The organism is Pseudoalteromonas sp. QJM3NY_22 (assembly GCF_056173065.1).
In genome coordinates this window covers 2,136,171-2,155,690 of the sequence record NZ_CM149655.1, presented here as the reverse complement: position 1 = coordinate 2,155,690, position 19,520 = coordinate 2,136,171, and the positions used below count along the sequence as shown (strand labels likewise).

19 protein-coding genes and 3 pseudogenes are annotated in these 19,520 nt (G+C 38.5%); 11 read left to right on the top strand and 11 right to left on the bottom strand.

Translation table 11 applies throughout. The features are described 5' to 3' along the window. The first annotated feature begins 2 nt into the window (after nucleotides 1–2). From AC0VZ4_RS09615 to AC0VZ4_RS09605, 3 genes and pseudogenes are all read left to right on the top strand, one after another. Nucleotides 3–989, top strand: a complete 987-nt coding sequence (locus AC0VZ4_RS09615) for a DUF58 domain-containing protein (protein ID WP_475441570.1) — start codon at nucleotides 3–5, stop codon at nucleotides 987–989. Then, nucleotides 989–2,959: a transglutaminase TgpA family protein gene (locus AC0VZ4_RS09610; protein WP_475441569.1), complete on the top strand. Its 1,971-nt coding sequence runs from the start codon at nucleotides 989–991 to the stop codon at nucleotides 2,957–2,959. Before AC0VZ4_RS09615 ends, AC0VZ4_RS09610 begins: the two co-directional genes overlap by 1 nt. Before the next feature lie 8 nt (nucleotides 2,960–2,967). Continuing rightward, nucleotides 2,968–4,289, top strand: a pseudogene (locus AC0VZ4_RS09605) (Na+/H+ antiporter family protein). A gap of 272 nt (nucleotides 4,290–4,561) precedes the next feature. On the opposite strand, the gene AC0VZ4_RS09600 reads toward AC0VZ4_RS09605, so the two are convergent. From AC0VZ4_RS09600 to AC0VZ4_RS09590, 3 genes are read right to left on the bottom strand one after another with little or no spacing between them, the layout of a single operon-like run. After that, a complete protein-coding gene (locus AC0VZ4_RS09600; protein WP_475441568.1) occupies nucleotides 4,562–4,993 on the bottom strand; it encodes an acyl-CoA thioesterase in 432 nt (143 codons plus the stop codon). Between the two features lie 5 nt (nucleotides 4,994–4,998). Then, nucleotides 4,999–5,817, bottom strand: a complete 819-nt coding sequence (locus tag AC0VZ4_RS09595; protein ID WP_475441567.1) for a M23 family metallopeptidase — start codon at nucleotides 5,815–5,817, stop codon at nucleotides 4,999–5,001. Then, the gene (locus tag AC0VZ4_RS09590) at nucleotides 5,810–6,667 is read right to left on the bottom strand and encodes a 6-carboxytetrahydropterin synthase (RefSeq protein WP_475441566.1); all 858 of its coding nucleotides are present in this window, start codon (nucleotides 6,665–6,667) and stop codon (nucleotides 5,810–5,812) included. The genes AC0VZ4_RS09595 and AC0VZ4_RS09590 overlap by 8 nt, the downstream gene beginning before the upstream one ends. Nucleotides 6,668–6,870: 203 nt before the next feature. Here AC0VZ4_RS09590 and fabA point away from each other — a divergent pair, with 203 nt between their 5' ends. Continuing rightward, the gene (gene fabA / locus AC0VZ4_RS09585) at nucleotides 6,871–7,386 is read left to right on the top strand and encodes a bifunctional 3-hydroxydecanoyl-ACP dehydratase/trans-2-decenoyl-ACP isomerase (RefSeq protein ID WP_002960896.1); all 516 of its coding nucleotides are present in this window, start codon (nucleotides 6,871–6,873) and stop codon (nucleotides 7,384–7,386) included. 65 nt (nucleotides 7,387–7,451) lie between these two features. Here the strand turns inward: fabA and rmf are convergent, their stop codons facing one another. Next, nucleotides 7,452–7,622 (bottom strand): ribosome modulation factor, encoded by a 171-nt coding sequence (rmf, locus tag AC0VZ4_RS09580; RefSeq protein WP_002960897.1) that lies wholly within the window; start codon nucleotides 7,620–7,622, stop codon nucleotides 7,452–7,454. 410 nt (nucleotides 7,623–8,032) lie between these two features. Between rmf and acuR the strand changes: the two genes are divergently transcribed. From acuR to AC0VZ4_RS09565, 3 genes are all read left to right on the top strand, one after another. Then, entirely contained in the window at nucleotides 8,033–8,668 is a 636-nt protein-coding gene (gene acuR, locus AC0VZ4_RS09575; protein WP_475441565.1) for an acrylate utilization transcriptional regulator AcuR, read from the top strand. Between the two features lie 49 nt (nucleotides 8,669–8,717). Then, nucleotides 8,718–9,710 carry an acrylyl-CoA reductase (NADPH) gene (gene acuI, locus AC0VZ4_RS09570; RefSeq protein ID WP_475441564.1) on the top strand — a complete coding sequence of 331 codons (993 nt, stop codon included), beginning with the start codon at nucleotides 8,718–8,720 and terminating at the stop codon, nucleotides 9,708–9,710. Nucleotides 9,711–9,782: 72 nt separating this feature from the next. After that, entirely contained in the window at nucleotides 9,783–10,199 is a 417-nt protein-coding gene (locus AC0VZ4_RS09565) for a VF530 family protein (RefSeq protein ID WP_007377141.1), read from the top strand. A 98-nt stretch (nucleotides 10,200–10,297) separates the two neighbouring features. On the opposite strand, the gene AC0VZ4_RS09560 is transcribed toward AC0VZ4_RS09565, so the two are convergent. Beyond that, a complete protein-coding gene (locus AC0VZ4_RS09560) occupies nucleotides 10,298–10,729 on the bottom strand; it encodes a DUF3859 domain-containing protein (RefSeq protein WP_475441563.1) in 432 nt (143 codons plus the stop codon). A 206-nt stretch (nucleotides 10,730–10,935) separates the two neighbouring features. Here AC0VZ4_RS09560 and AC0VZ4_RS09555 point away from each other — a divergent pair, with 206 nt between their 5' ends. Both AC0VZ4_RS09555 and AC0VZ4_RS09550 read left to right on the top strand, forming a co-directional pair. Then, a complete protein-coding gene (locus AC0VZ4_RS09555; protein ID WP_475441562.1) occupies nucleotides 10,936–11,820 on the top strand; it encodes a YHYH protein in 885 nt (294 codons plus the stop codon). A 13-nt stretch (nucleotides 11,821–11,833) separates the two neighbouring features. Further along, nucleotides 11,834–12,364 carry a hypothetical protein gene (locus tag AC0VZ4_RS09550; protein WP_475441561.1) on the top strand — a complete coding sequence of 177 codons (531 nt, stop codon included), beginning with the start codon at nucleotides 11,834–11,836 and terminating at the stop codon, nucleotides 12,362–12,364. Nucleotides 12,365–12,452: 88 nt separating this feature from the next. Here AC0VZ4_RS09550 and AC0VZ4_RS09545 read toward each other — a convergent pair whose 3' ends face one another. The 6 genes and pseudogenes from AC0VZ4_RS09545 to AC0VZ4_RS09520 form a co-directional block, all read right to left on the bottom strand. Further along, the gene (locus tag AC0VZ4_RS09545; protein WP_475441560.1) at nucleotides 12,453–14,288 is read right to left on the bottom strand and encodes a protein kinase domain-containing protein; all 1,836 of its coding nucleotides are present in this window, start codon (nucleotides 14,286–14,288) and stop codon (nucleotides 12,453–12,455) included. Nucleotides 14,289–14,486: 198 nt separating this feature from the next. Continuing rightward, entirely contained in the window at nucleotides 14,487–14,867 is a 381-nt protein-coding gene (locus tag AC0VZ4_RS09540) for a hypothetical protein (protein ID WP_475441559.1), read from the bottom strand. Nucleotides 14,868–14,957: 90 nt separating this feature from the next. After that, the gene (locus AC0VZ4_RS09535) at nucleotides 14,958–15,617 is read right to left on the bottom strand and encodes an NADPH-dependent FMN reductase (RefSeq protein WP_475441558.1); all 660 of its coding nucleotides are present in this window, start codon (nucleotides 15,615–15,617) and stop codon (nucleotides 14,958–14,960) included. Between the two features lie 163 nt (nucleotides 15,618–15,780). Continuing rightward, entirely contained in the window at nucleotides 15,781–16,017 is a 237-nt protein-coding gene (locus tag AC0VZ4_RS09530) for a hypothetical protein (protein ID WP_008136419.1), read from the bottom strand. Between the two features lie 71 nt (nucleotides 16,018–16,088). Continuing rightward, a pseudogene (locus AC0VZ4_RS09525) lies at nucleotides 16,089–16,706 on the bottom strand (DUF5924 family protein); the annotation flags it as partial. A 32-nt stretch (nucleotides 16,707–16,738) separates the two neighbouring features. Then, nucleotides 16,739–17,707: an IS30 family transposase gene (locus tag AC0VZ4_RS09520; RefSeq protein ID WP_475441638.1), complete on the bottom strand. Its 969-nt coding sequence runs from the start codon at nucleotides 17,705–17,707 to the stop codon at nucleotides 16,739–16,741. A gap of 207 nt (nucleotides 17,708–17,914) precedes the next feature. Between AC0VZ4_RS09520 and pxpB the strand changes: the two genes are divergently transcribed. Further along, nucleotides 17,915–18,580 (top strand): 5-oxoprolinase subunit PxpB, encoded by a 666-nt coding sequence (gene pxpB / locus AC0VZ4_RS09515; RefSeq protein ID WP_475441557.1) that lies wholly within the window; start codon nucleotides 17,915–17,917, stop codon nucleotides 18,578–18,580. Further along, nucleotides 18,573–19,500 (top strand): annotated as a pseudogene (locus AC0VZ4_RS09510) (5-oxoprolinase subunit C family protein). Before pxpB ends, AC0VZ4_RS09510 begins: the two are co-directional and overlap by 8 nt. The last annotated feature ends 20 nt before the right edge of the window (nucleotides 19,501–19,520 follow it).

Below are 19,520 nucleotides of genomic sequence, written 5' to 3'. Positions count from 1 at the left end.
TTATGCCAAAAAAAACAGCTAAGCGCCCTTCTTTATTTAAGTCATTTAAGCAAAGTGTATTTAATAAGTTATTAAGAAATAAACATTTAAAAAACTCAATTACACTTGAACACAGAACAATTTATGTACTGCCATCGTCCCTAGGTTGGTACTTTGTAATTGTGGCTATTTTAAACTTTGTGATGGGCATTAACTATCAAAATAATTTAATTTTAATAATGTCTTATCTTATGTTTGTGGTGATGATTATTGCTGTATTAATGGGCTACAGTAACGCTAAAGGCTTAACGGTTAAATTTAAAGATGCATTTAACAGCTACGCTCCTCAAAAACCGAGTATTGTATTTGAATTACAAAGCCCTTCTGTTACCCAATCTATTAATTTAACATATCAAGGTAGTGAGCAAACTCACAAACATACCGGCCAAGTTGATAGTAAACCTCAGTTACTTACACTCAACTTACCCTACAGCTCACGCGGTAAGTACTCAGTGCAACGTATTAAAATAGCGAGTAACTATCCCTTTGGCTTAATAACTGTTTGGAGCTACATTCAATTACAAGAAGATGTATTTGTATATCCGTCGCTTGAACAAGTACACAGTGATGCGAATGTTTCTATGCTTGATGAGCAAGCCGATAAAGGTATTTCTACACAATCCGGTAGCGAAGAGTTTGAGTCTCTTATCCCACACTTACCAGAAATGGGCTTGCAAAGAGTGTCGTGGAAGCATTACGCAAAAACACAGCAGTTGTTAGTTAAAGAATTTGTAGACTTTAAAACAGCGAATGCGCTCTTCGATTTTACGTTAATGAATGGAGATACAGAACAGCGCTTAAGCCAGTTATGCTTTTTAGTGTGTGAAGCAACCGAGAAAAACACCCCTTTTATGTTAAAGCTACCGAATAAAACAATAAATACAAATACCGGACAGCAACATAAGCAGCAATGCTTAGAATTATTATGCTCATTTAATGGTGATGTGTAATGGACATACTTAAAAACGAAAAAGTAATAAATTATTCGCTGTCTTTTATATATGCATGTTTGATTGTATTTTTTATATCACATTTACCGCTTGTTTTTGTTGGTGTACTTACACTTATTTGTGCATGGAACTTTTACATAACGCTGAGTAATAAACCAACGCCAAATGCTTGGCTGGCAAACATACTCGCAGGTGTGTCATTAGGTTTAATGCTCTATACAATAGGCATGTCGGATACGGTTATTTTATTTGTGGCCATGCTGCTACTTGCTAGCTTATTTAAGCTGCTGCAGGCTAAAACCAAAAAACACTATCATGTAATTACAACGCTTACGTTTTTTTCACTCTCATCGGTGTACTTATTTAACCAAAGCATTTTAACGACTTTAACTGTAAGTGGTTTATACATATTAAACTTTGCAGTACTTGGCCTACTCGAGTCCAAACATAATTTAAAAATAGCCTCTAAACAAAGCGGTAAACTGCTACTTTTAGCGCTTCCTTTAGCTATATTTTTACTGCTTTTTTTACCAAAAATGCCCGCCTTTTGGCAGCTTCCTGGGCCTAAGCTTGCTAAAACAGGGCTTTCTGAACAAGTCGATCCATTCGATATTGCTAAGCTTTCAAACTCAGATGAACTTGTGTTTAGAGCTAAATTTAATGAAGAAAAACCTGTAGCGCCTTATTATTGGCGAGCAATAGTCCATGATGAGTTTAATGGAAATGCGTGGCTTACGTCTGACTTTTTAAAATATAATAATGTAAAAACAAATACGCAGAGCGAAAATGATGAGCAACTTATTGCAAGCTACTCAGTTATTACAGAGCCTGCTACACAAAAATGGCTCTATGGTTTAGCCTATTCCAGTAGTAACTCACAAAATGTTGAAGGTAATTCGCTAGGTTTATTACGTAAAAAAAGTCGCCAAGCTAAAAACTTACAATACGATGTAAATAGCTTTAACTTCACAACTTTACCGCTTGGCGAATTTGAAGAAAAACGCTACAAATACCTCGCTTATAAAAAGAATGTAAAAACATCATCACTTGCTAAAACCTTAAAGCAAAATACACACTCTGATCGCGATTTTTATAATCGCTTATTACAATACTTTGCAGGTACGGGATTTACTTACACATTAACACCCACTCCTATGAGCGGTGATAATACAATTGACCAATTTTTATTTGAAAACCAACGTGGCTTTTGTGGCCACTATGCCAGTGCCGCCGCGTACATTTTTAGAACCGCAGGTATACCCGCTCGACTAGTAAGTGGCTATTTAGGCGGTGAATTAAATCAAGATAATAATACGTTAACAGTTCGTCAGTACGACGCACATGCATGGGTAGAAGTATATTTACAAAACGAAGGTTGGATTATTTTTGATGCAACCGCAGTTGTCGCACCAGAGCGTTTAAATGGTTCACTTTCGCAAAACGAAGAGCTGAATGACGAATTTAAAAGTAACCTTGATTTTGGTCTAGTGAGTTTAAATAATTTCCCTGCTATTAATTGGTTAAGGTTTGAACTTGAAAATCTCGATTATCAATGGTCTAGCTGGGTACTTGGTTTTGACGAAGAAAAACAAAATGATTTTTTAAAATCAATTTTTGGTAGTAAAAATATTTGGCTTGTACCATTAATGGTTTTACTAACAGCTGGTTTTTGTTTTATAGGTTATTTTGTTTATTTAAACTTACCAAAACGCCCGGCTAAATTAGCGCCTATGGTTAAAGAGTTTTATGAAGTAAAAGCATGGGCTAAAAAACAAAAAATAAATACACCCGATAATTTAACACCGAGTCAGCAGTTAGACTTTTTTGCTGGTCAACTTCCTCATTCTGCACAATCTATAAACACTTTTAGGCAGTTATTTAACCAAGTACGCTATGGTAAAAAACCTTTTACGAAAGAGCGTAAAACTCAGGCTAAAGATCTGATAAAATTAATTAAAATTTCCAAATAGAGAATACTATGAATGCTGTTGTTATAGGCGTTATTTTAATGCTCGGGCTATCTCTGGCTCGTGTTAACGTCATTGTTGCCATGATAATAAGCGCGTTAGTTGCAGGTCTTACTGCAGGCTTGGGTATAAAAGAAAGTGTTGATGCATTTAACTCTGGCCTTTCTGCCGGAGCTGAAATTGCACTAAGTTATGCCATGATCGGTGCTTTTGCCGTTGCTATTTCTAAGTCGGGTTTAACACGCATTCTCGCTGATAAGTTACTTGCTAAAGTAAATACTAAAGGCAGCGGGAATGAAACGTTTTTAAGTTACTTCATTTTATTAATTATTTTAGGTTGTGCGATTTCTTCGCAAAACTTAGTACCCGTACACATAGCGTTTATTCCTATTTTAATCCCGCCGTTACTCGTTGTTTTTAATCAGTTAAGATTAGACAGGCGTGCTATAGCGTGTATTTTAACATTTGGATTAGCAACGTCTTACATGGTGCTTCCTTATGGTTTTGGCGGTATTTACTTATATTCGATTTTGCACAAAAACCTAGTTGATAACGGTCTAGGCATTGTAAATACCCAAGTCCCTATGGCGATGATAATTCCCGCATTAGGTATGTTTATTGGATTACTTATTGCGGTATTTATTACCTACAGAAAACGCCGCGAATACACCGAGCTCCCATTAACAACCCAGAGTAAATCGACTGATGTCGAAAACCCTAAAAAGTAATGACTGTAGGACTTTTTGCAGTACTTGCCTCCCTTGTTGCACAAAACCTAAGTGGCTCAATGATTTTAGGTGGCTTAGTAGGTGTAATGATATTTAGTGTTTTTGGTGTAGTTAAGTGGGAAGAAAACGGCGACGTATTTAGTAAAGGCGTTGCGATGATGGCCATGATTGGCTTTATTATGATATCGGCACAAGGCTTTGCTTCAGTTATGCAAGCAACCGGCGATGTAGCAAGCTTAGTACACAGCGCAGCCGCCCTTTTTGATGGTAATAGACCCCTTGCCGCCGGTGTTATTTTGTTAGTCGGGTTGTTAATTACAATGGGAATTGGTAGTTCGTTTTCAACAGTGCCAATTATTGCAACTTTGTTTGTTCCTTTATGTTTAGACCTTGGGTTTTCTGTTATGGCTACTGCTGCACTTGTTGGTACTGCGGGCGCTTTAGGTGATGCAGGCTCCCCTGCTTCAGACTCAACGCTTGGCCCAACATCGGGTTTAAATGCCGATGGCCAGCACGACCACATTAGAGACTCTGTTATTCCAACATTTATTCACTTTAACATTCCGCTGCTGATATTTGGCTGGATTGCAGCAATGGTGCTTTAAGTAGTATTTATGTAATTGTTGATAAATGTGATTAAAAGCTAAATATAACCAAAAAGGTATGTTAAAAGCATACCTTTTTAGTATCCAAACCCAACAACTCTCCCCCCTATCAATTCCCCCAGTTTGATTACTTTCTTTTAGTTAATACTAACTACGTTGTTGAGGTTATACTTAATAAACATTTAGTATGATGTGTTCTTTTACTGGTTTTATATAAGCACCAATTAAGGTGCTTATATAAATTTACTTTAGCGTATATTTAAAGCTTTAAGTTAATCAAAACCATAAATCATTTTGTCGCATACTACCGGAGTCGGTCTGTGATTATCATCGACTGCAACAAACGTAAAGCTGCCACTAATGGCTGAATGCTTATCGTCTTTGTGCATAGTTTCTAATAATATATCTACGTCAACTTTTAAGCTGGTGTTACCTACATGCACTACTTTAGCTATTAACTCTGCAAAAGTACCTGCTGGTATGGCCTCTTTAAAGTTGACTCTATCAGAAGATATAGTTACCAAAGGCTTACGGCAAAAACGAGTCGCTGCTATAAATGCCACTTCATCCATCCACGCCAGTGCATCACCACCAAATAAAGTATTGTGATGATTAGTACGCCCTGGAAACACGGTTTTAGTTACCGATGTGGTTGAGTCTTCAATACGCTGAGCAATTATTGCATCGCGATTTACGTCAGTCATAAATCCTACTTTTTGTTTGCTAATGTATCTTGCATTAGTAATGCAGGATCAAGGCGTTCGCCTTTCCAGTTAAAACGCCAATCTAGGTGAGGACCCGTTACACGCCCTGTTGCACCAATTTCAGCCACTTTGTTACCTTGCTCAATTTTATCACCCACTTTTACATCAAGCTTACTTAAGTGAATGTAAGTTGAGGTAATACCATGGCCATGATCAATAATTAATGTACCGCCAGAGTAGTATAAATCAGGTTCAGAAAATACCACGGTACCACTAATTGGCGCGTAAACAGGAGAACCTGTTTTATTAGCAATGTCTAAGCCAAAGTGCGGACGACGAGGCTCGCCATTAAAATAGCGCTGACTACCATAAACACCCGATATACGCCCTTCTGCAGGCTTTAACACAGGGTCTAAAAAGTACAGTAAATCAGACTCTACTTCTCTGGCTTTTCGTACAGCAACTGCTTCGCGGCTTATACGTGCACTGACTTCTTTTGGCGGTGAAACATACTTCTTAGCCACGCCGGTAATTTTATCAATTTCATATTCACGCTTAGTTATGGCTAGCGGCTGAGAATGAGATTTACCAGTATTATCTACCCATTTTAGAGTATGGGTAGTTTTAGCGTCACGCCCAAAACCAAATACAAAATCACCCTTTGGTGAAAGTTTTAAGCTTTTGCCATCTAAGCTTACTGATTTAGCGTTTTCTAGCTTTCCAGTAACTAAACCGCCTTGTGTTAAATGTCCTTTTAACTCAAGCGCCATAGCACTAAAGCTAGCAGAGGCAACAAGCGCTGTTGCTAAAAGTGTTTTAAACATAACTAATCGATCCTTTTCCAACACCTTCATAAGCGGTCACTTTCACTGCTTTTTCTGGGTATTGGGCTTTAATTTGGCCAGCTACATGTTCAGCAATACATTCTACCGTGGTGTCTACTGGTAAAATGTCACAACGGGATTCGCTAATAGCCATTTCAAAATAGCCTTGTGCCGATGTATAAGCAAAACATACATCACCCGCTTTGGCTGTTATGTGCTTTAAATCAGGTGCATTAATTTGATCTTCACTGGTAGCTAAGTAAATATCTTCCCACTTTTGAGACCATTCTTTTTGCAAACGCGGCATAGAGATACCATCTAGGCTAATGCCAATTTGAGAACGATGCCCATGAATAATACGCTGGCAATTACCGTCATGCTTTTTAAGGCCATGGCTGTAATGATAGTAAAAACTTTGGCTGTGTTCAGGCTTAAGAGACAGCTCAATTTTTTCAATGTTATCTGGTAGCTTCGGTAAAATAGTCGCAATTAAAAATTCAGTAACCGATTCAACCGTTACTTCGTCTGCGTTAATCATGCAATAAGCTTGATGAGGAGCGCTCATAGCTAAGTGGTTGTTTTCACCAAATGTACAGTCGAGTGTTTTATGCTCGTCAAATTCAGATACAGTGCCATTAAGGCCCGTAGGAATTGCTAATCGGTGATCAATACACTCATCTATAATGCCTTTAATTTGCTTTTTAACTAAACCAAAGTCTAAAACCATAGACTCTTCGTTAAGTTTACCGTGCAAAGTTAAATCAACAATCCAGCTCTCGCCCACGGCGCCGCGTTTGTGACATAAGTAAGAAAAATCAATCACAGTTAGTGAGTTAACAAAAAGGATCATAAACTTCCTTTAGACTGGTTATAAGACAGCGTTAATTATAATGATTTCTGATTGTAATTGCGCGGTTTTATAGTGCAAAAACCAATCGCGCTGATTGATTGATGATTTAATATGCAATATTTTGATTTTTTAACTGCTCCGAGTTGTTTAGCGTACAAGTGTACGCTAAAGTACTTGGCAATTTCTAAGCGAAGATAAGTGTTATGGAACCTAAAAATAGCTATACAAAAGAAGAGTTGATCCTGTGTGGTCAAGGTGAAATGTTTGGTGAAGGCAACTGCCGTTTACCAAGTGACAACATGTTAATGATGGACCGTATTACCTCTATTACTGCTGATGGCGGAATTCATGGTAAAGGCGAAATTGTTGCTGAGCTTGATATTGACCCTAGCCTGTGGTTTTTCGATTGCCATTTTAAAGGCGACCCAGTAATGCCAGGTTGTTTAGGCTTAGATGCTATGTGGCAACTAGTTGGTTTTTACTTAGGTTGGTCTGGTGGCCCTGGTCTTGGCCGTGCGCTAGGTGTGGGTGAAGTTAAATTTACTGGCCAAATTTTACCAACTAATAAAAAAGTAACTTACCGCCTTGTAATGAAACGCGTAATTAAACGTAAATTGTTCATGGGTGTTGCAGATGGCACTGTAGAAGTAGATGGCCGAGTAATTTACGAAGCTAAAGATTTAAAAGTGGGCTTGTTCCAAGACACTAGCGCGTTTTAATTTTTAAATGCGTACAAAAAGGCCTCCAACGTGGAGGCCTTTTTGCTTAAATTCGATTATTGATTTTAGGTTTTGTACATGTTGCGGTTTTCAATCGCTTCACGCCAACCTCCTAACCACTCTGATTTGGGATCTACTTGTTGATAAGGGCATAGCTCTTTTGAGCGACCTGCTAAACCTGCTTTAAAACCTTGAGAATGAGCTCTTTCTAAACGATCTCTTTTCTGTCTCTTCATCGGTAATATCCTCACCTTTTTTATTTATATATTGTGTAGCATTAGTGAAATCTACATTTAATGAATAGTTAATAAAAATGTAAAATTCAAATCATAAAAGCAATTAAATTGTTTGACTTTAACTAAGCTGCTGATGCAAAAATGAATTAACATTTAAAAAAGTAAGTGGTCATACAACATTCAATTTGACCGGTTTTATGCTAAATAAAATGCGACTCAATAATCGCTAAAAAGCACTTATGTGCTTTAATTGTGACCGACTAATATAGACTAAGTTCCAAACAAAAATGTAATCGTGACACTTTTATTTCATTAATCTTAAATTAGTAGCCCGCCCCTAACTTGAAGTATTTTTAAACAATTTGAATTTATACTTGATTATTTAAAGTCAACCGGTCTAATATGTGTGCATGAACAAAAATACATCAACACCAATACGCCGTGGTCGCCCACCTAAAATAGCCAGAGAGAACGCCGATACCAAAGCGTTACTTATTCGCACAGGTCTAGAAACATTAACTGAATTTGGCTTTAGCGCCACGGGGCTCGATACTATTTTAAAAAAAGCGGCTGTACCTAAAGGCTCCTTTTATCATTACTTTAAAAGTAAAGAAGCCTACGGCATTGCGTTAGTTGATGCATACGACAGTTACTTTATTGCCAAGCTTACCCACTACCTGCAACAAGAAGATGTTCCCCCACTTGAGCGGATCATTAATTTTACCCAAAGCGCAATTAAAGGAATGAAAAAATACGATTACAAACGTGGCTGTTTAGTAGGTAACTTAAATCAAGAGCTTAACCATTTAAGTGATGAGTTTAAAACCAGATTAATGCAAAGCTACACCGCTTGGCAAAACCATGTAGAGGTTTGCTTAAATCAAGCTAAACAACAAGGCACAATTGCAAGCCATGTAAATACAGAATTGATGAGTGAGTACTTTTGGATTGGTTGGGAAGGTGCGGTAATGCGCGCCAAGCTCACAAAATCAAATACTCCACTTACTTTATATACAGAAATGTTTTTACGCGCATTATTAACCTAATGCGTTTTTATTTACCAATTAAAAGACGATCGGTCTAAAAGGATATCTCATGAGTAACCCAATTAAAGCCATTGTTATTAATAAAGAAGATAATAACTACAGCGCTTCATTATCAACTATCGAAAATAGTGATTTACCAAACGAAAACGTCTCTATCGACGTGCTATACAGCACACTTAACTATAAAGATGGTTTAGCAATTACTGGTAAAGGCCCCGTTGTACGCAGTTTTCCTATGGTGCCAGGTATCGATTTAGTGGGTACGGTTACAAATTCCACCAGCGATGAATTTAAAAATGGCGATAACGTAATATTAAATGGCTTTGGTGTAGGCGAAAAATATTGGGGCGGGCTTGCTCAAAAAACGGCACTTAATAGCGATTGGCTAATCCCCTTGCCTGCAGGTATCTCTCCAAAACAAGCGATGCAAATAGGTACAGCTGGTTATACCGCTATGCTAAGTGTTATAGCACTTCAAAAACAAGGCATTACGCCTGAATCTGGCGAAATACTGGTAACTGGTGCCAATGGTGGCGTAGGCAGCTTTGCTATTTATTTATTAAACCAGCTTGGCTACAACGTAACAGCAGCTACGGGTCGATTAGATCAAAGTGAATATTTAAAAGAGTTAGGTGCTAAACAAGTAATTGACAGAAACGAGCTTTCAAGCCCGGGTAAGCCTTTGCAAAAAGAGCGCTTTGCAGCGGCAATAGATTCTGTAGGTAGCCATACACTTGCTAATATTCGTGCATCATTAAAGTATGGGGGTGTAGTAACGGCCTGCGGACTTGCCCAAGGCATGGATTTACCTGCCTCAGTTGCCCCATTTATATTACGTGGTGTGTCACTAATAGGCATTGATAGCGTAATGCGCCCTAAAGCCGACAGAATTGAAGCGTGGGATCGTTTAGCTAAATTAGTAAACGCTGATTACTTAGATAAAATTTCGACAGAAATATCACTAGAACACGTAATTGATAACGCAGAGCTACTAATGCAAGGCAAAATTCGCGGTCGTGTTGTAGTTAATTGTCAAAGTTAAGCTATTTACTCTGTTAAAGCCTCGTTATTAAATTTATAATGCAATTTGTATTTTAATAACGAGGCAACACCTATGAGCAACCAAGAACTTTTCAGTAATAACCCACTGCAAGGCGTTAAATTAGAACAAGTGGTTGAAGAGCTGGTTGAACAATACGGGTGGGAGCTCCTACACGCTTATTTACAACTTAACTGCTTTAAAAACAATCCTGATATAAAGTCAGCGGTTAAATTTTTACGTAAAACACAATGGGCACAAGAAAAAGTAGATAACTTTTACCTTTATCGCCTTAAAAACTTACCTAAGCCTGATGATGTTCAATACGAATTACCGCCACGTGATCGCGTGATCCCAGCTGATCATAAACCGGGGGAGCCGTGTGAACTTAGTTTTGTTGATGCTAAACGTATTATAGAAAAAAAAGCATCAAAGCAACGTGCTCGCGATCGTAAACAACGCTCTAATTCTAGTAACCCTTGGGGTAACTAAACACGCTAATTTAATTTTGTAGAGCTATTTTAAATGGCTCTACAATTCTCTTTTATTAATTTTTATTACATCCACACCATATAGCTAACAAATAGAAATCAATACCCTCGGTTTTTCCAAAAATCTGTTTCAGTACGCTCTGCCTCTAATGCCACCTTAAAAGTTTTATCAGCAATAATTTTCCCATTTAGCTCAATAGTCATACGCCAATCACCCAATTTATTCTCTATTGGCAACCAAAGCGTGTCGCCTAAATAAAAGTTCCAATCACTGTTTTTAACGTATACATCGCCTTCAAAGGGGTCCATTACATCACCGTCACTGTCTGGAATATCTGGATGGTATATACAATAGTGAAGCTTTTCGCCTTTACCCTTTTTAATATTTACGATTAAGCCAAACTCAACATCTACCTCAGCTATTACATTTGTTGTAAATTGCTCTATTTGTGGCAATGCTTTACTTTCGCTATCCCACTTAGAGTAAATACCGTGACTTTGTAACGTCACTACAGGTTTTGTTTTAGCCATTAAGGTAACCTTTTATATTAGCTATTTTTGCATTAGTTTAACTTTTTGAAATTTTAAAATAAAACACAATTCAATAAAGTTAAATCTCAACTTAGCTTTAATACTTCGCCTATTTACATCATTGCTAATTTGTCATCATTGTTTACACACTATTTGCACAATTGCTGATTATTGTTTGAGTAACTTAATTGATCAGGTAAGCAGCAATGAAACTACACGCAGTTAATATTAAAAACACAAATCGGGTAAATGCTATAAAGCTAAGCACCTTGGCTCTAGTTGTTTCATCGTTAGTTGCTTGCGGAGGTGGAGAAGGCATAGTTGATACCTCAACAACTACAGATTCATCACCAACCACCTCAGATAACGGTACAGGTACGAGTAGCTCAACCCAAGGCGTGTTTTGTGAATATAGCTACAGTGAATATAACGAGTCAGAATCAGTACAAGCCACCAGCGCTGCAGATTGGTCATGCACAGGAACTACACGCGACTTAGTCGCTAATGGCATACCTGATCACGAAGTAGGTACATTCCCTAATGCCGATAACCCAAATACTATTTCTGAACAATCAGTAAATGAAAGCTACACACTTGAGCCTGTAGAAACAACACAAGCAACCATGCTTGGTGGCCCTCGCGGAATGATAGGCGTTGTACTTAACGGCATTAAAATAGACGCAGGCACAGGCGGTAGTTGCGATGATTCTGGCACCGATTGCGATTTAGGCGACAACAGCGGTAATTGGAATATAGAAGCCTTAAGCCAAGACACGTTTAGTTTTGGAACAGACGGCTTTCCTATTTATGCACGTTACGGCTATTCAGACTCAAATAATGCAACTTCAGCGCTAACCGTAATGACCGGTAGCTACCAACACATAACATCTGTAAGAGCAAACCGCCCTTCTACCGATATATACCCATTAGGTACATTTGCACAAGATTGGGAATACGTAGCAGGCTCTGGTGATTTAGATGAATGTAATGGCCGCGTTGGCGTAACACCTGAGTTTCCTCAAGGGATATACCACTACTACGCAACAGACACTTATCCGTTTTTTCAACGCTGCGTTAAAGGCGAAGTTTAATTAGGAGTAAGTTATGCCTTATAAGAAAAATTATCTGTTAAGTGTGACCACATTAGGCTTATTGAGCACATCAACATTAGCAAACGCGCATTTAATGGTTGCAGAGCACGGTACGCTGAATTTTGTTGATAATAACGTGTTTATTGTACTTTCAATCCCTATGTCGGCTTTTAAAGGGGTTGATGAAAACAAGGATGGCAAAGTATCAATAATTGAGTTTAATGCTTATAAAAAGCTAATAACTAAGCGAGTTAAAAAGAACGTTTATTTAGCGGATCATCAGTATAAATTTACTATTGACGGACTTTTGCTAAACCCAGAAGCGTCGCATAAACATAAAAGCGACAATATAGACCAAGTAACCATTACTGGGCGCTACTCTTTGCCTAGTAAACTAACCAAAGTTAACTTTAACGTTAAGCTATTTAGTAACAATGAGCACAAGCGGCACTATCAAATTACAGCGACTAATAAAACGCAAAAGCTAACTCACCAATTTGAGCTATCACCAACGTCGCCCTTTAGTAAGGTGTTTAATAATTAGTAATACTTACCTAAATAATTAACTAGCAAAGAGTACAAGGTAAACCAATTTGTGCTCTTTTTATCTTTGTCTTCTTATTTAACACTCTTTAGTGAAGGGTTCTTTCTATATAAGGTACAAGCTTGGGGTTTTTAGGAAAGTAATGCTCTTGTTGCTGCTCACATAAACTAAACTCACGTGTGTTTTTATATGGGAGTTTCATAAAGCCCGCAACACCCACGTCCGTAATATTTACCGCGTATTGCATAAGTTTATTAAGCAAACGTTTAAACTCAACCTCTTTGCTCGAATCGAGTAAGCGGTAGTAATGGTGAATCTTCATTCTGTCGGGCAGTGCTTCAAAAATAATACACCCCGTATGATGAATTTGGTTAAGCTCAAATACGCATTTAATAACTTTTTTAGGTAGCTGTAGTTGCTCATCAGGGTCTTTACCATCTTCAAAGTATGAATGCGGGCGGGTTATGTCGTTTGCTTTCATGCTTACAACTTCGTATTCAAGCTCTGGTAGGCTATCAAACTTAAATGCACCGGTGCCATCTCGCTCTAACTGAATAGTTTTACGGGCATCAAACAAACAACACTTAAATAACCCTTTTTGATTAATCGCTTGCGCAAGCATCACTGTGTTATTAATCGCATCACTAAACGCATCACCCAATGATTCGTCATGCATAATTAAAGACGATTCAACAAACATCGACTCATCCTTCCAATGAAAACTAAGCCCACCTACTACAGGGTACTTAGCTAATCGGCTTATTGATGCCAAAAATGCTTTTTCGGTATCGCCTGTATCAAACAAAAACTCTTTATAGTAGCGGTCAAGTTGCGCGTCATTTATATCAAGTAATTGCTGGTTAAGATCGGCTTGGCGTAAAAACTGTTTTCGTGAACTATATACCACCGTGTCGGGCTGCTCGTCGTTGCCATACCAAAAAGGGATATCTGCTTTTCTTTGTTTTTTATCAAGCTCAGGTAAATACATTTTGGCCATAGTTGTAATGTTACGCATAAAGTAATCACCAGCACCGTCACGTATGGCCTTACTTTTTGACAGCATGCCATCAATCACCTTAGCCAGCTCTTTTGGTAGCCCTAAGCTGCTTGCAGGGATGGCTTGCGCACCAAAGCGACACGACTGCGCCGACGCTAGCGCATACAACGTAGCGGCTACACCTTGTTCGTCAAATCGTGGGGATGATTGCTCTCCCGACATTTGCGCTTCTCCAATAAAGTACACATCGCCCATACGAGCATTCGTTGTGCTTAAATCGCCCGACATTAAATCCATAAAGTTACTCACAACAGGGTTACCATCACTATCGAGCTGTGCATACACAGAGCTGCCCCAATCCACTAACGACAGCGCATCAGTGTTTGCATCCCAAACAAGGTTTGAAGGTTTTATATCGCCATGCACTATAGGTTGTGGGCTAACGCCATTTTTGTGGCTACGTAAATCAATTAATACATTACGTAATCTAACAGCTAACGCCATTATTTGCGCGGCACTAAAGCGCCCTGTTTTAAGCGATACTTTTTCAAGGTCCTCTCCAATGGCGCGCGCCATCATTAAAATCCCTTGTTTTTTAATTCGCTCAAACGCATAAAAGGTAGGCACTAAGGGGTTATTAATTTGCGAAAGCATATACGCTTCGTCTTCTAGGCGGTCGCGTACACTTTGGGCAAGTGTAATACGCGAAAACTTAAATACCCAAGGTAAGCCGTTATCGTCATCGCCTGCAAACACAAAACCAAAAGCACCCGAGCCAATCATTTCAACGTTTTTGTAGCCCAGCAGTGTTAGCTGCTTAATACAAATATTAAGCCACTGGCGGTGTTTTTTAGCATCGCGGTGCGAAAGCAAATAAACAGATTGCTCTTCGTTGATATAAAAGTTGCGGATTTCTTTGGCTTTCAATACGGGTACTCAAATTTATAAAACTAACTAATTATTAGTTTTATGTAATGAGATTACAATAGGTTAAATAGGAGTTTTGAAATCGTTGAATAAAACAGCGCTAAAATAGTGCCAGAACAGTAAATTTAAGTGTAAACGTTAAAGCTCAAAGTAAGCCTTTACAATGCACTGTATATAAATACAGTTCACCGCTTTTTACTAACTTTCAATAACACGAAGCTGCTTAACTGATGTCACATCTATGTGCGTTTGATAATAATATTTATTAGTGACTCTTCCACGGCTCATAAAATCGATAGTTACTCGTTTAGCTTCGCCTATTACTTCTATTGTTTTATCAATAAAAAAGGTGTCTGCTGGTTGTCCGTATTTACTTTGAAGCTCTGCTACCACATTAGGCTGTATTGATACCGTAATTGAACGCCTGTCGCGATAATCAATTTCGGTATTTAAATATAACCAACGACCCTGAGCTCCCGCCGCTTTAATTTGAAACTGGTAAGTGCCAGCAACACCCTTTGGTGCACTTTGCTCAGTAAAAGCGATAAGGTTCATATTTGCAGCCGTACTTTGGCTCATTTCAATTTTATGGGGAACAGAACTACATGCACTAAGCGTTAGCACACTTAGTAAGGCTAGATATTTCAAGACACAATTAGTTAGCGGGTATTAAGGTGCATTGCGCTGAGAAGGATCTGTTTTAAAGCTCTTTAGCAAACTTTGTGGGTCAACCACCTCGGTATGCTCTTTAGCAGCCTGCGCCCACCATATTAGTTGGCCAAACGTGCGTGAGAAATAATTAAACCACGATGATTGACTCTCTCCTGAAACAGGTTTGCCATCCTCACTAAACACATCTTGCGCTTTTGGCACGTGGATCATAGCCGATACCGGCAAACAGCCAAGTTCAGATAAAAACGTGCGCATACTAATGGCCGCTCTTACACCACCCCACTGTCCTGCTGAGTAAGTTACTATTGCACTTGGTTTATACGAAAATAGTGAGCTACCAAAATGATTAAGTAAGTCAGCGAGAGCTGGACTCATGCTGTGATTGTACTCAGGGCTAATCATTATATATCCATCTGCGGCTTTAATTTTATCAGCTAATAGAGTGAGCTCTGTAGGTGCATTACTTTTAGCGTATGCAAAGTGTGGTTTAAATACGTTTTCGCTAGGAAAATCCAACGCATCAATTAGCTCAAACTCATGACTGCCAAAATGCTCTGTTAAGCATTCTATACAAGCCCTAGAAACCCTTAAGCCTAAGCGAGCTGGTTTTGGTGGAGTGCTATCGCGTACTGTGCCTAAAAATACTAAAAACTTCATATGTAATTCTCAACTTTTTTAAACGATAGCTAAACACTAACATTTTTTAGTAATTGTGTATTACACATACGCATTGTTTATTGATTCAAAGCACAATAATAATTAAATTTAAAACTGAGCTTTAGTAACCATTGGTCTGTTGATCTTTGTGGATTAAAACTAGCTAGTGAGTCAAGTAAGCCATAAGGGTAATCAGTGCAACATAAAAACCAAAACCGAGTAAGAAGGTTAAGTCAACTCTTCTAGCTTTACTCGCTTTATAAGATGCAAAATCTTTAAACTCGCTTTTATACAGCCCAAACGTAACCACTTTTAATAACAGCCAACCGGTCGAGTAAAATAAAAAGCTCAAGCCAGTATCAACTATTAGCCAAATAAAAATCTCAAATGCAATACTCATTAACTATGTCCATTGGTTTGTAATAGAAAACTATATCAGCTATGTGTTTAAAATACAGCCGGATTAGTTAATTAAGGTGTAACAGTAAATTTCGTTAAACCTATTAACTGGCCTGATTCAGTGACTACTTTTACCTGCCACTTACCAACAGAGTCGCTAGGAAAATTTACCTTGTGGGTCCATGCTCTGTAACCAAGCTCTCTCCCGCCGTTTATATTTAACGTGATCCGATCAACTTCTTCTTTATTATGAAGCCACACATGAAATATTTTTTCATTTAAACCTCTTGGTGCTTTAACAGCGGTCCAACTATATAAACCTTGATGATGCAGTGTATAGGAGTCTAACTGTTTGATACTCCCTACTGGCTTTTTATGCTGTAAATCAACTTCATGAACTAACGTAATATCGGTTAATCGCAGCGCTGCAGGAGGCACATAGCTTCTCAATTGCCACACAGCAGTGCTCAAAGCACATAAAATAAATACAAGAATAGGAAAACGCCACCAGCGTGCATTAGGCATTAAATTGTTTAAACTCGGTAGAGTAACCACTACAGCCGTTACAAGGGCTGCGGCTAAGCTTTGGCTCGTTGTAAGGTTTAACAAAATAGGTAAGGTAACAAGTAAAACAACAAATAAAGCAAAGTTATGAAACACACTAAATAACGTACGGTTTTTAGCAAGCTTCTTATCTTGAATTCAAGTATTAAGTGCAATCATTATGCAGCCACCAGAACTTCTGATTGCCCCGTAAATAACTCATGAGGGGTTTTATACCCTCTTGTTTTTCTTGGCCGATGGTTGAGCTTATCAACTGCCGCCTGTATTTCTGCTTCACTTAGCGACATAAAGTCAGTTCCCTTGGGGAAGAAGCGTCTAAGTAAGCCGTTGGTATTCTCATTTATGCCCCGCTCCCATGATGAATATGGGTGAGCGAAATACACATCCGCTTCTAATTTTTGTGCAACATGCTCATGGTGAGCAAACTCTTTTCCATTATCTAAAGTCACGGTAATAACCTTACCTTTATAGGGTGTCATACACTTGATCAGCGCATCGGCTGTTATTTTCGCATGCTTGCTTTCAATTCTGTGAACGACTGTATATAACGTTTTACGTTCAACCATTGTAACAAGGGCATTTTTACGCCCTTTGCCTATCACTGTATCGCCCTCCCAATCACCAATCCTAGACTTTGAATCCACAATACTTGGGCGTTCATCAATACTGACTCGATTAACTATCTGTCCACGTTTATCGTAGCTTCCATAGCGTTTTTTATACTTTTTACATGCACGAGTGAGTGTCTTATGTAGTTCACCACCACGAGCCTTGTCTCTGTAAATATATTGATAAATCGTTTCATGATGCAAAACGACCTTTTTCTCTAAAGCTAAGCGGCCTGCCTCCTGCTCTGGCGAAAGTCCGTCAACCAACAATTTATTAATCCAGTCAGTAACATCATCTGTTAACTTACTTGCTTTGAAAGATGACTTGCGTCTTTGCTCTGCAAAATTATTGGCTTGGTTAGGTCGATAGCCTTTAAGCCCTTTATTGCGTTTTAACTCTCTAGAGATAGATGACGGTGAACGAGTGAGTTCATCAGCTATCTGTTTTTGGTTATTTCCTGCTTTTATTAACGCGTAAATCTGGTATCTTTCTGCTTGTGTCAGCTGTTTATATTTCATTAAAGCAATTTCCTTTGGCGAGAGAATGGCCGAATTATAACAGCTGGCCATCTAATCTGAGAAATTGCACTTATTATCCGAATTTAGGTCCTCAATAAGTTAAATACGATTAATTAAATATAAAAATAACCACTTAGTCGCAATGGTGTAAATAAATTAATAAAACTGTGTTACGTTTAAATTATGTTGTACAAATAGGTTTATTTAATGAAGCCAACTCCTCATATTTATGCATTAACAAACAGTAGTTTACTGTTTTATGCATCGCATTTAGACGCTACAGATAGACTCTCTATTCAAAAGAAAATTTGGGCTTTAACTAGCCACTGTAAAAGCACTGATGAATTTAGCGATTTGGTGCCGGCCATGAACTCGCTCACTCTTTATTTAAAATCAGATAAACACTTAAATAAGTGGTTACAAGTCCTACCTTCGCTGTGGAATGATATTAAAACTAGTACTTTTAAGGGGCAACATCACTTAATCAAAACCACATACAAGGGTGAGGATATTAATTACGTGGCTCGTTATCATAATTTAAGCGCCGATGAGGTTATTAATATTCATAGTAACACCAAGTACCACGTTTTATTTTTAGGCTTTCAGCCCGGTTTTGCTTACCTACACGGCTTAGATGACAGGCTGTATACACCAAGGCGTGACGAGCCTCGCATTAAAGTACCTAAAGGTTCTGTTGCGATAGGTGCTGCACAAACCGGAATTTACCCCGCAGATACCCCTGGTGGTTGGCACATAATAGGTCATACAGATACTGCTTTGTTTGATTCGACCTCTGAGCAACCTTGTTTAATTCAACCAGGCGATACGCTTGAATTTGTTCCGCTAGTTAATAAAGGAGCAACTCATGATTAAAGTCCTTAAAAGTGGTGTATTACTTACAATTCAAGATTTTGGCCGTGAAGGCTACCGCCATTTAGGTGTAAGCAAAACTGGGAGCTTGGACCCCATTTCGCAAATCATTGCTAATAGATTACTTAATAATAACGACAATGATGCCATTTTAGAAATAACCGTTGGTTTATGCGAGCTGGAATTCACCTGCGACACAGTAATTGCACTGCATGGTGCCGATTTGCAAGCAACCCTCGATGGACATGCAATTTATCCTGGCTGGACATATGCAGTAAAAAACAAACAAGTACTGAGCTTTGCTACTGGTAGTAGCCGGCTTAAGAGCTTATTTAGCAGTGAAAGGCGGTATACAAAATACTGAGGTTATGGGCTCTAAATCTACAGATTTAAACGCGTGTTTTGCTGGTATTGAAGGTAGAGCTCTCACCACTGGTGATGAAATACCTATTACCCCTTATTATGGAGAGTTTATAAAAGTAGGCGCAATGGCCCCCGCCCAGCGCAAGCTTATACGACTGCACCAAAGTCCTCATGCTAATTTATTAGGCCAGCCTTTACTTAGCAACTTTGTATCTACCGCATTTAAAGTTAGTAGTAACAGCAACCGAATGGGCGTAAGGCTTGAGCATAAAAATAATTTGGCACATTCGCACTCTTTGCCATCATTAGGGGTGAGTCCTGGGAGTATTCAACTACCACCAAATGGAGAGCCTATTGTGTTACTAAATGATGGCCAAACCACAGGGGGCTATCCGCTTTTAGGCACTGTTATTGAAGCCGACTTACATCAATTTGCACAATTTAGACCTTTAGATACTGTTGAGTTTAAATATGTAACGTTTGAAGAAGCAGCAAAGGCGAAGCAGAAACTTGACGGACACCTACATCAATTGAGCCTTGCACTTAAAAATAACCTATAAAAACATTCTAAAAATAAATA

What these genes read in the sequence shown, in the direction of transcription:
- fabA (WP_002960896.1), top strand. Translation starts at nt 6,871, where the DNA reads ATGGAACCTAAAAATAGCTATACAAAAGAAGAGTTGATCCTGTGTGGT.
- AC0VZ4_RS09555 (WP_475441562.1), top strand. Translation starts at nt 10,936, where the DNA reads ATGAAACTACACGCAGTTAATATTAAAAACACAAATCGGGTAAATGCT.
- AC0VZ4_RS09520 (WP_475441638.1), bottom strand. Translation starts at nt 17,707, where the DNA reads ATGAAATATAAACAGCTGACACAAGCAGAAAGATACCAGATTTACGCG.
- AC0VZ4_RS09560 (WP_475441563.1), bottom strand. Translation starts at nt 10,729, where the DNA reads ATGGCTAAAACAAAACCTGTAGTGACGTTACAAAGTCACGGTATTTAC.
- AC0VZ4_RS09540 (WP_475441559.1), bottom strand. Translation starts at nt 14,867, where the DNA reads ATGAGCCAAAGTACGGCTGCAAATATGAACCTTATCGCTTTTACTGAG.
- AC0VZ4_RS09565 (WP_007377141.1), top strand. Translation starts at nt 9,783, where the DNA reads ATGAGCAACCAAGAACTTTTCAGTAATAACCCACTGCAAGGCGTTAAA.
- AC0VZ4_RS09535 (WP_475441558.1), bottom strand. Translation starts at nt 15,617, where the DNA reads ATGAAGTTTTTAGTATTTTTAGGCACAGTACGCGATAGCACTCCACCA.
- acuR (WP_475441565.1), top strand. Translation starts at nt 8,033, where the DNA reads ATGAACAAAAATACATCAACACCAATACGCCGTGGTCGCCCACCTAAA.
- pxpB (WP_475441557.1), top strand. Translation starts at nt 17,915, where the DNA reads ATGAAGCCAACTCCTCATATTTATGCATTAACAAACAGTAGTTTACTG.
- AC0VZ4_RS09600 (WP_475441568.1), bottom strand. Translation starts at nt 4,993, where the DNA reads ATGACTGACGTAAATCGCGATGCAATAATTGCTCAGCGTATTGAAGAC.
- AC0VZ4_RS09590 (WP_475441566.1), bottom strand. Translation starts at nt 6,667, where the DNA reads ATGATCCTTTTTGTTAACTCACTAACTGTGATTGATTTTTCTTACTTA.
- AC0VZ4_RS09550 (WP_475441561.1), top strand. Translation starts at nt 11,834, where the DNA reads ATGCCTTATAAGAAAAATTATCTGTTAAGTGTGACCACATTAGGCTTA.
- AC0VZ4_RS09610 (WP_475441569.1), top strand. Translation starts at nt 989, where the DNA reads ATGGACATACTTAAAAACGAAAAAGTAATAAATTATTCGCTGTCTTTT.
- AC0VZ4_RS09595 (WP_475441567.1), bottom strand. Translation starts at nt 5,817, where the DNA reads ATGTTTAAAACACTTTTAGCAACAGCGCTTGTTGCCTCTGCTAGCTTT.
- AC0VZ4_RS09530 (WP_008136419.1), bottom strand. Translation starts at nt 16,017, where the DNA reads ATGAGTATTGCATTTGAGATTTTTATTTGGCTAATAGTTGATACTGGC.
- AC0VZ4_RS09615 (WP_475441570.1), top strand. Translation starts at nt 3, where the DNA reads ATGCCAAAAAAAACAGCTAAGCGCCCTTCTTTATTTAAGTCATTTAAG.
- rmf (WP_002960897.1), bottom strand. Translation starts at nt 7,622, where the DNA reads ATGAAGAGACAGAAAAGAGATCGTTTAGAAAGAGCTCATTCTCAAGGT.
- acuI (WP_475441564.1), top strand. Translation starts at nt 8,718, where the DNA reads ATGAGTAACCCAATTAAAGCCATTGTTATTAATAAAGAAGATAATAAC.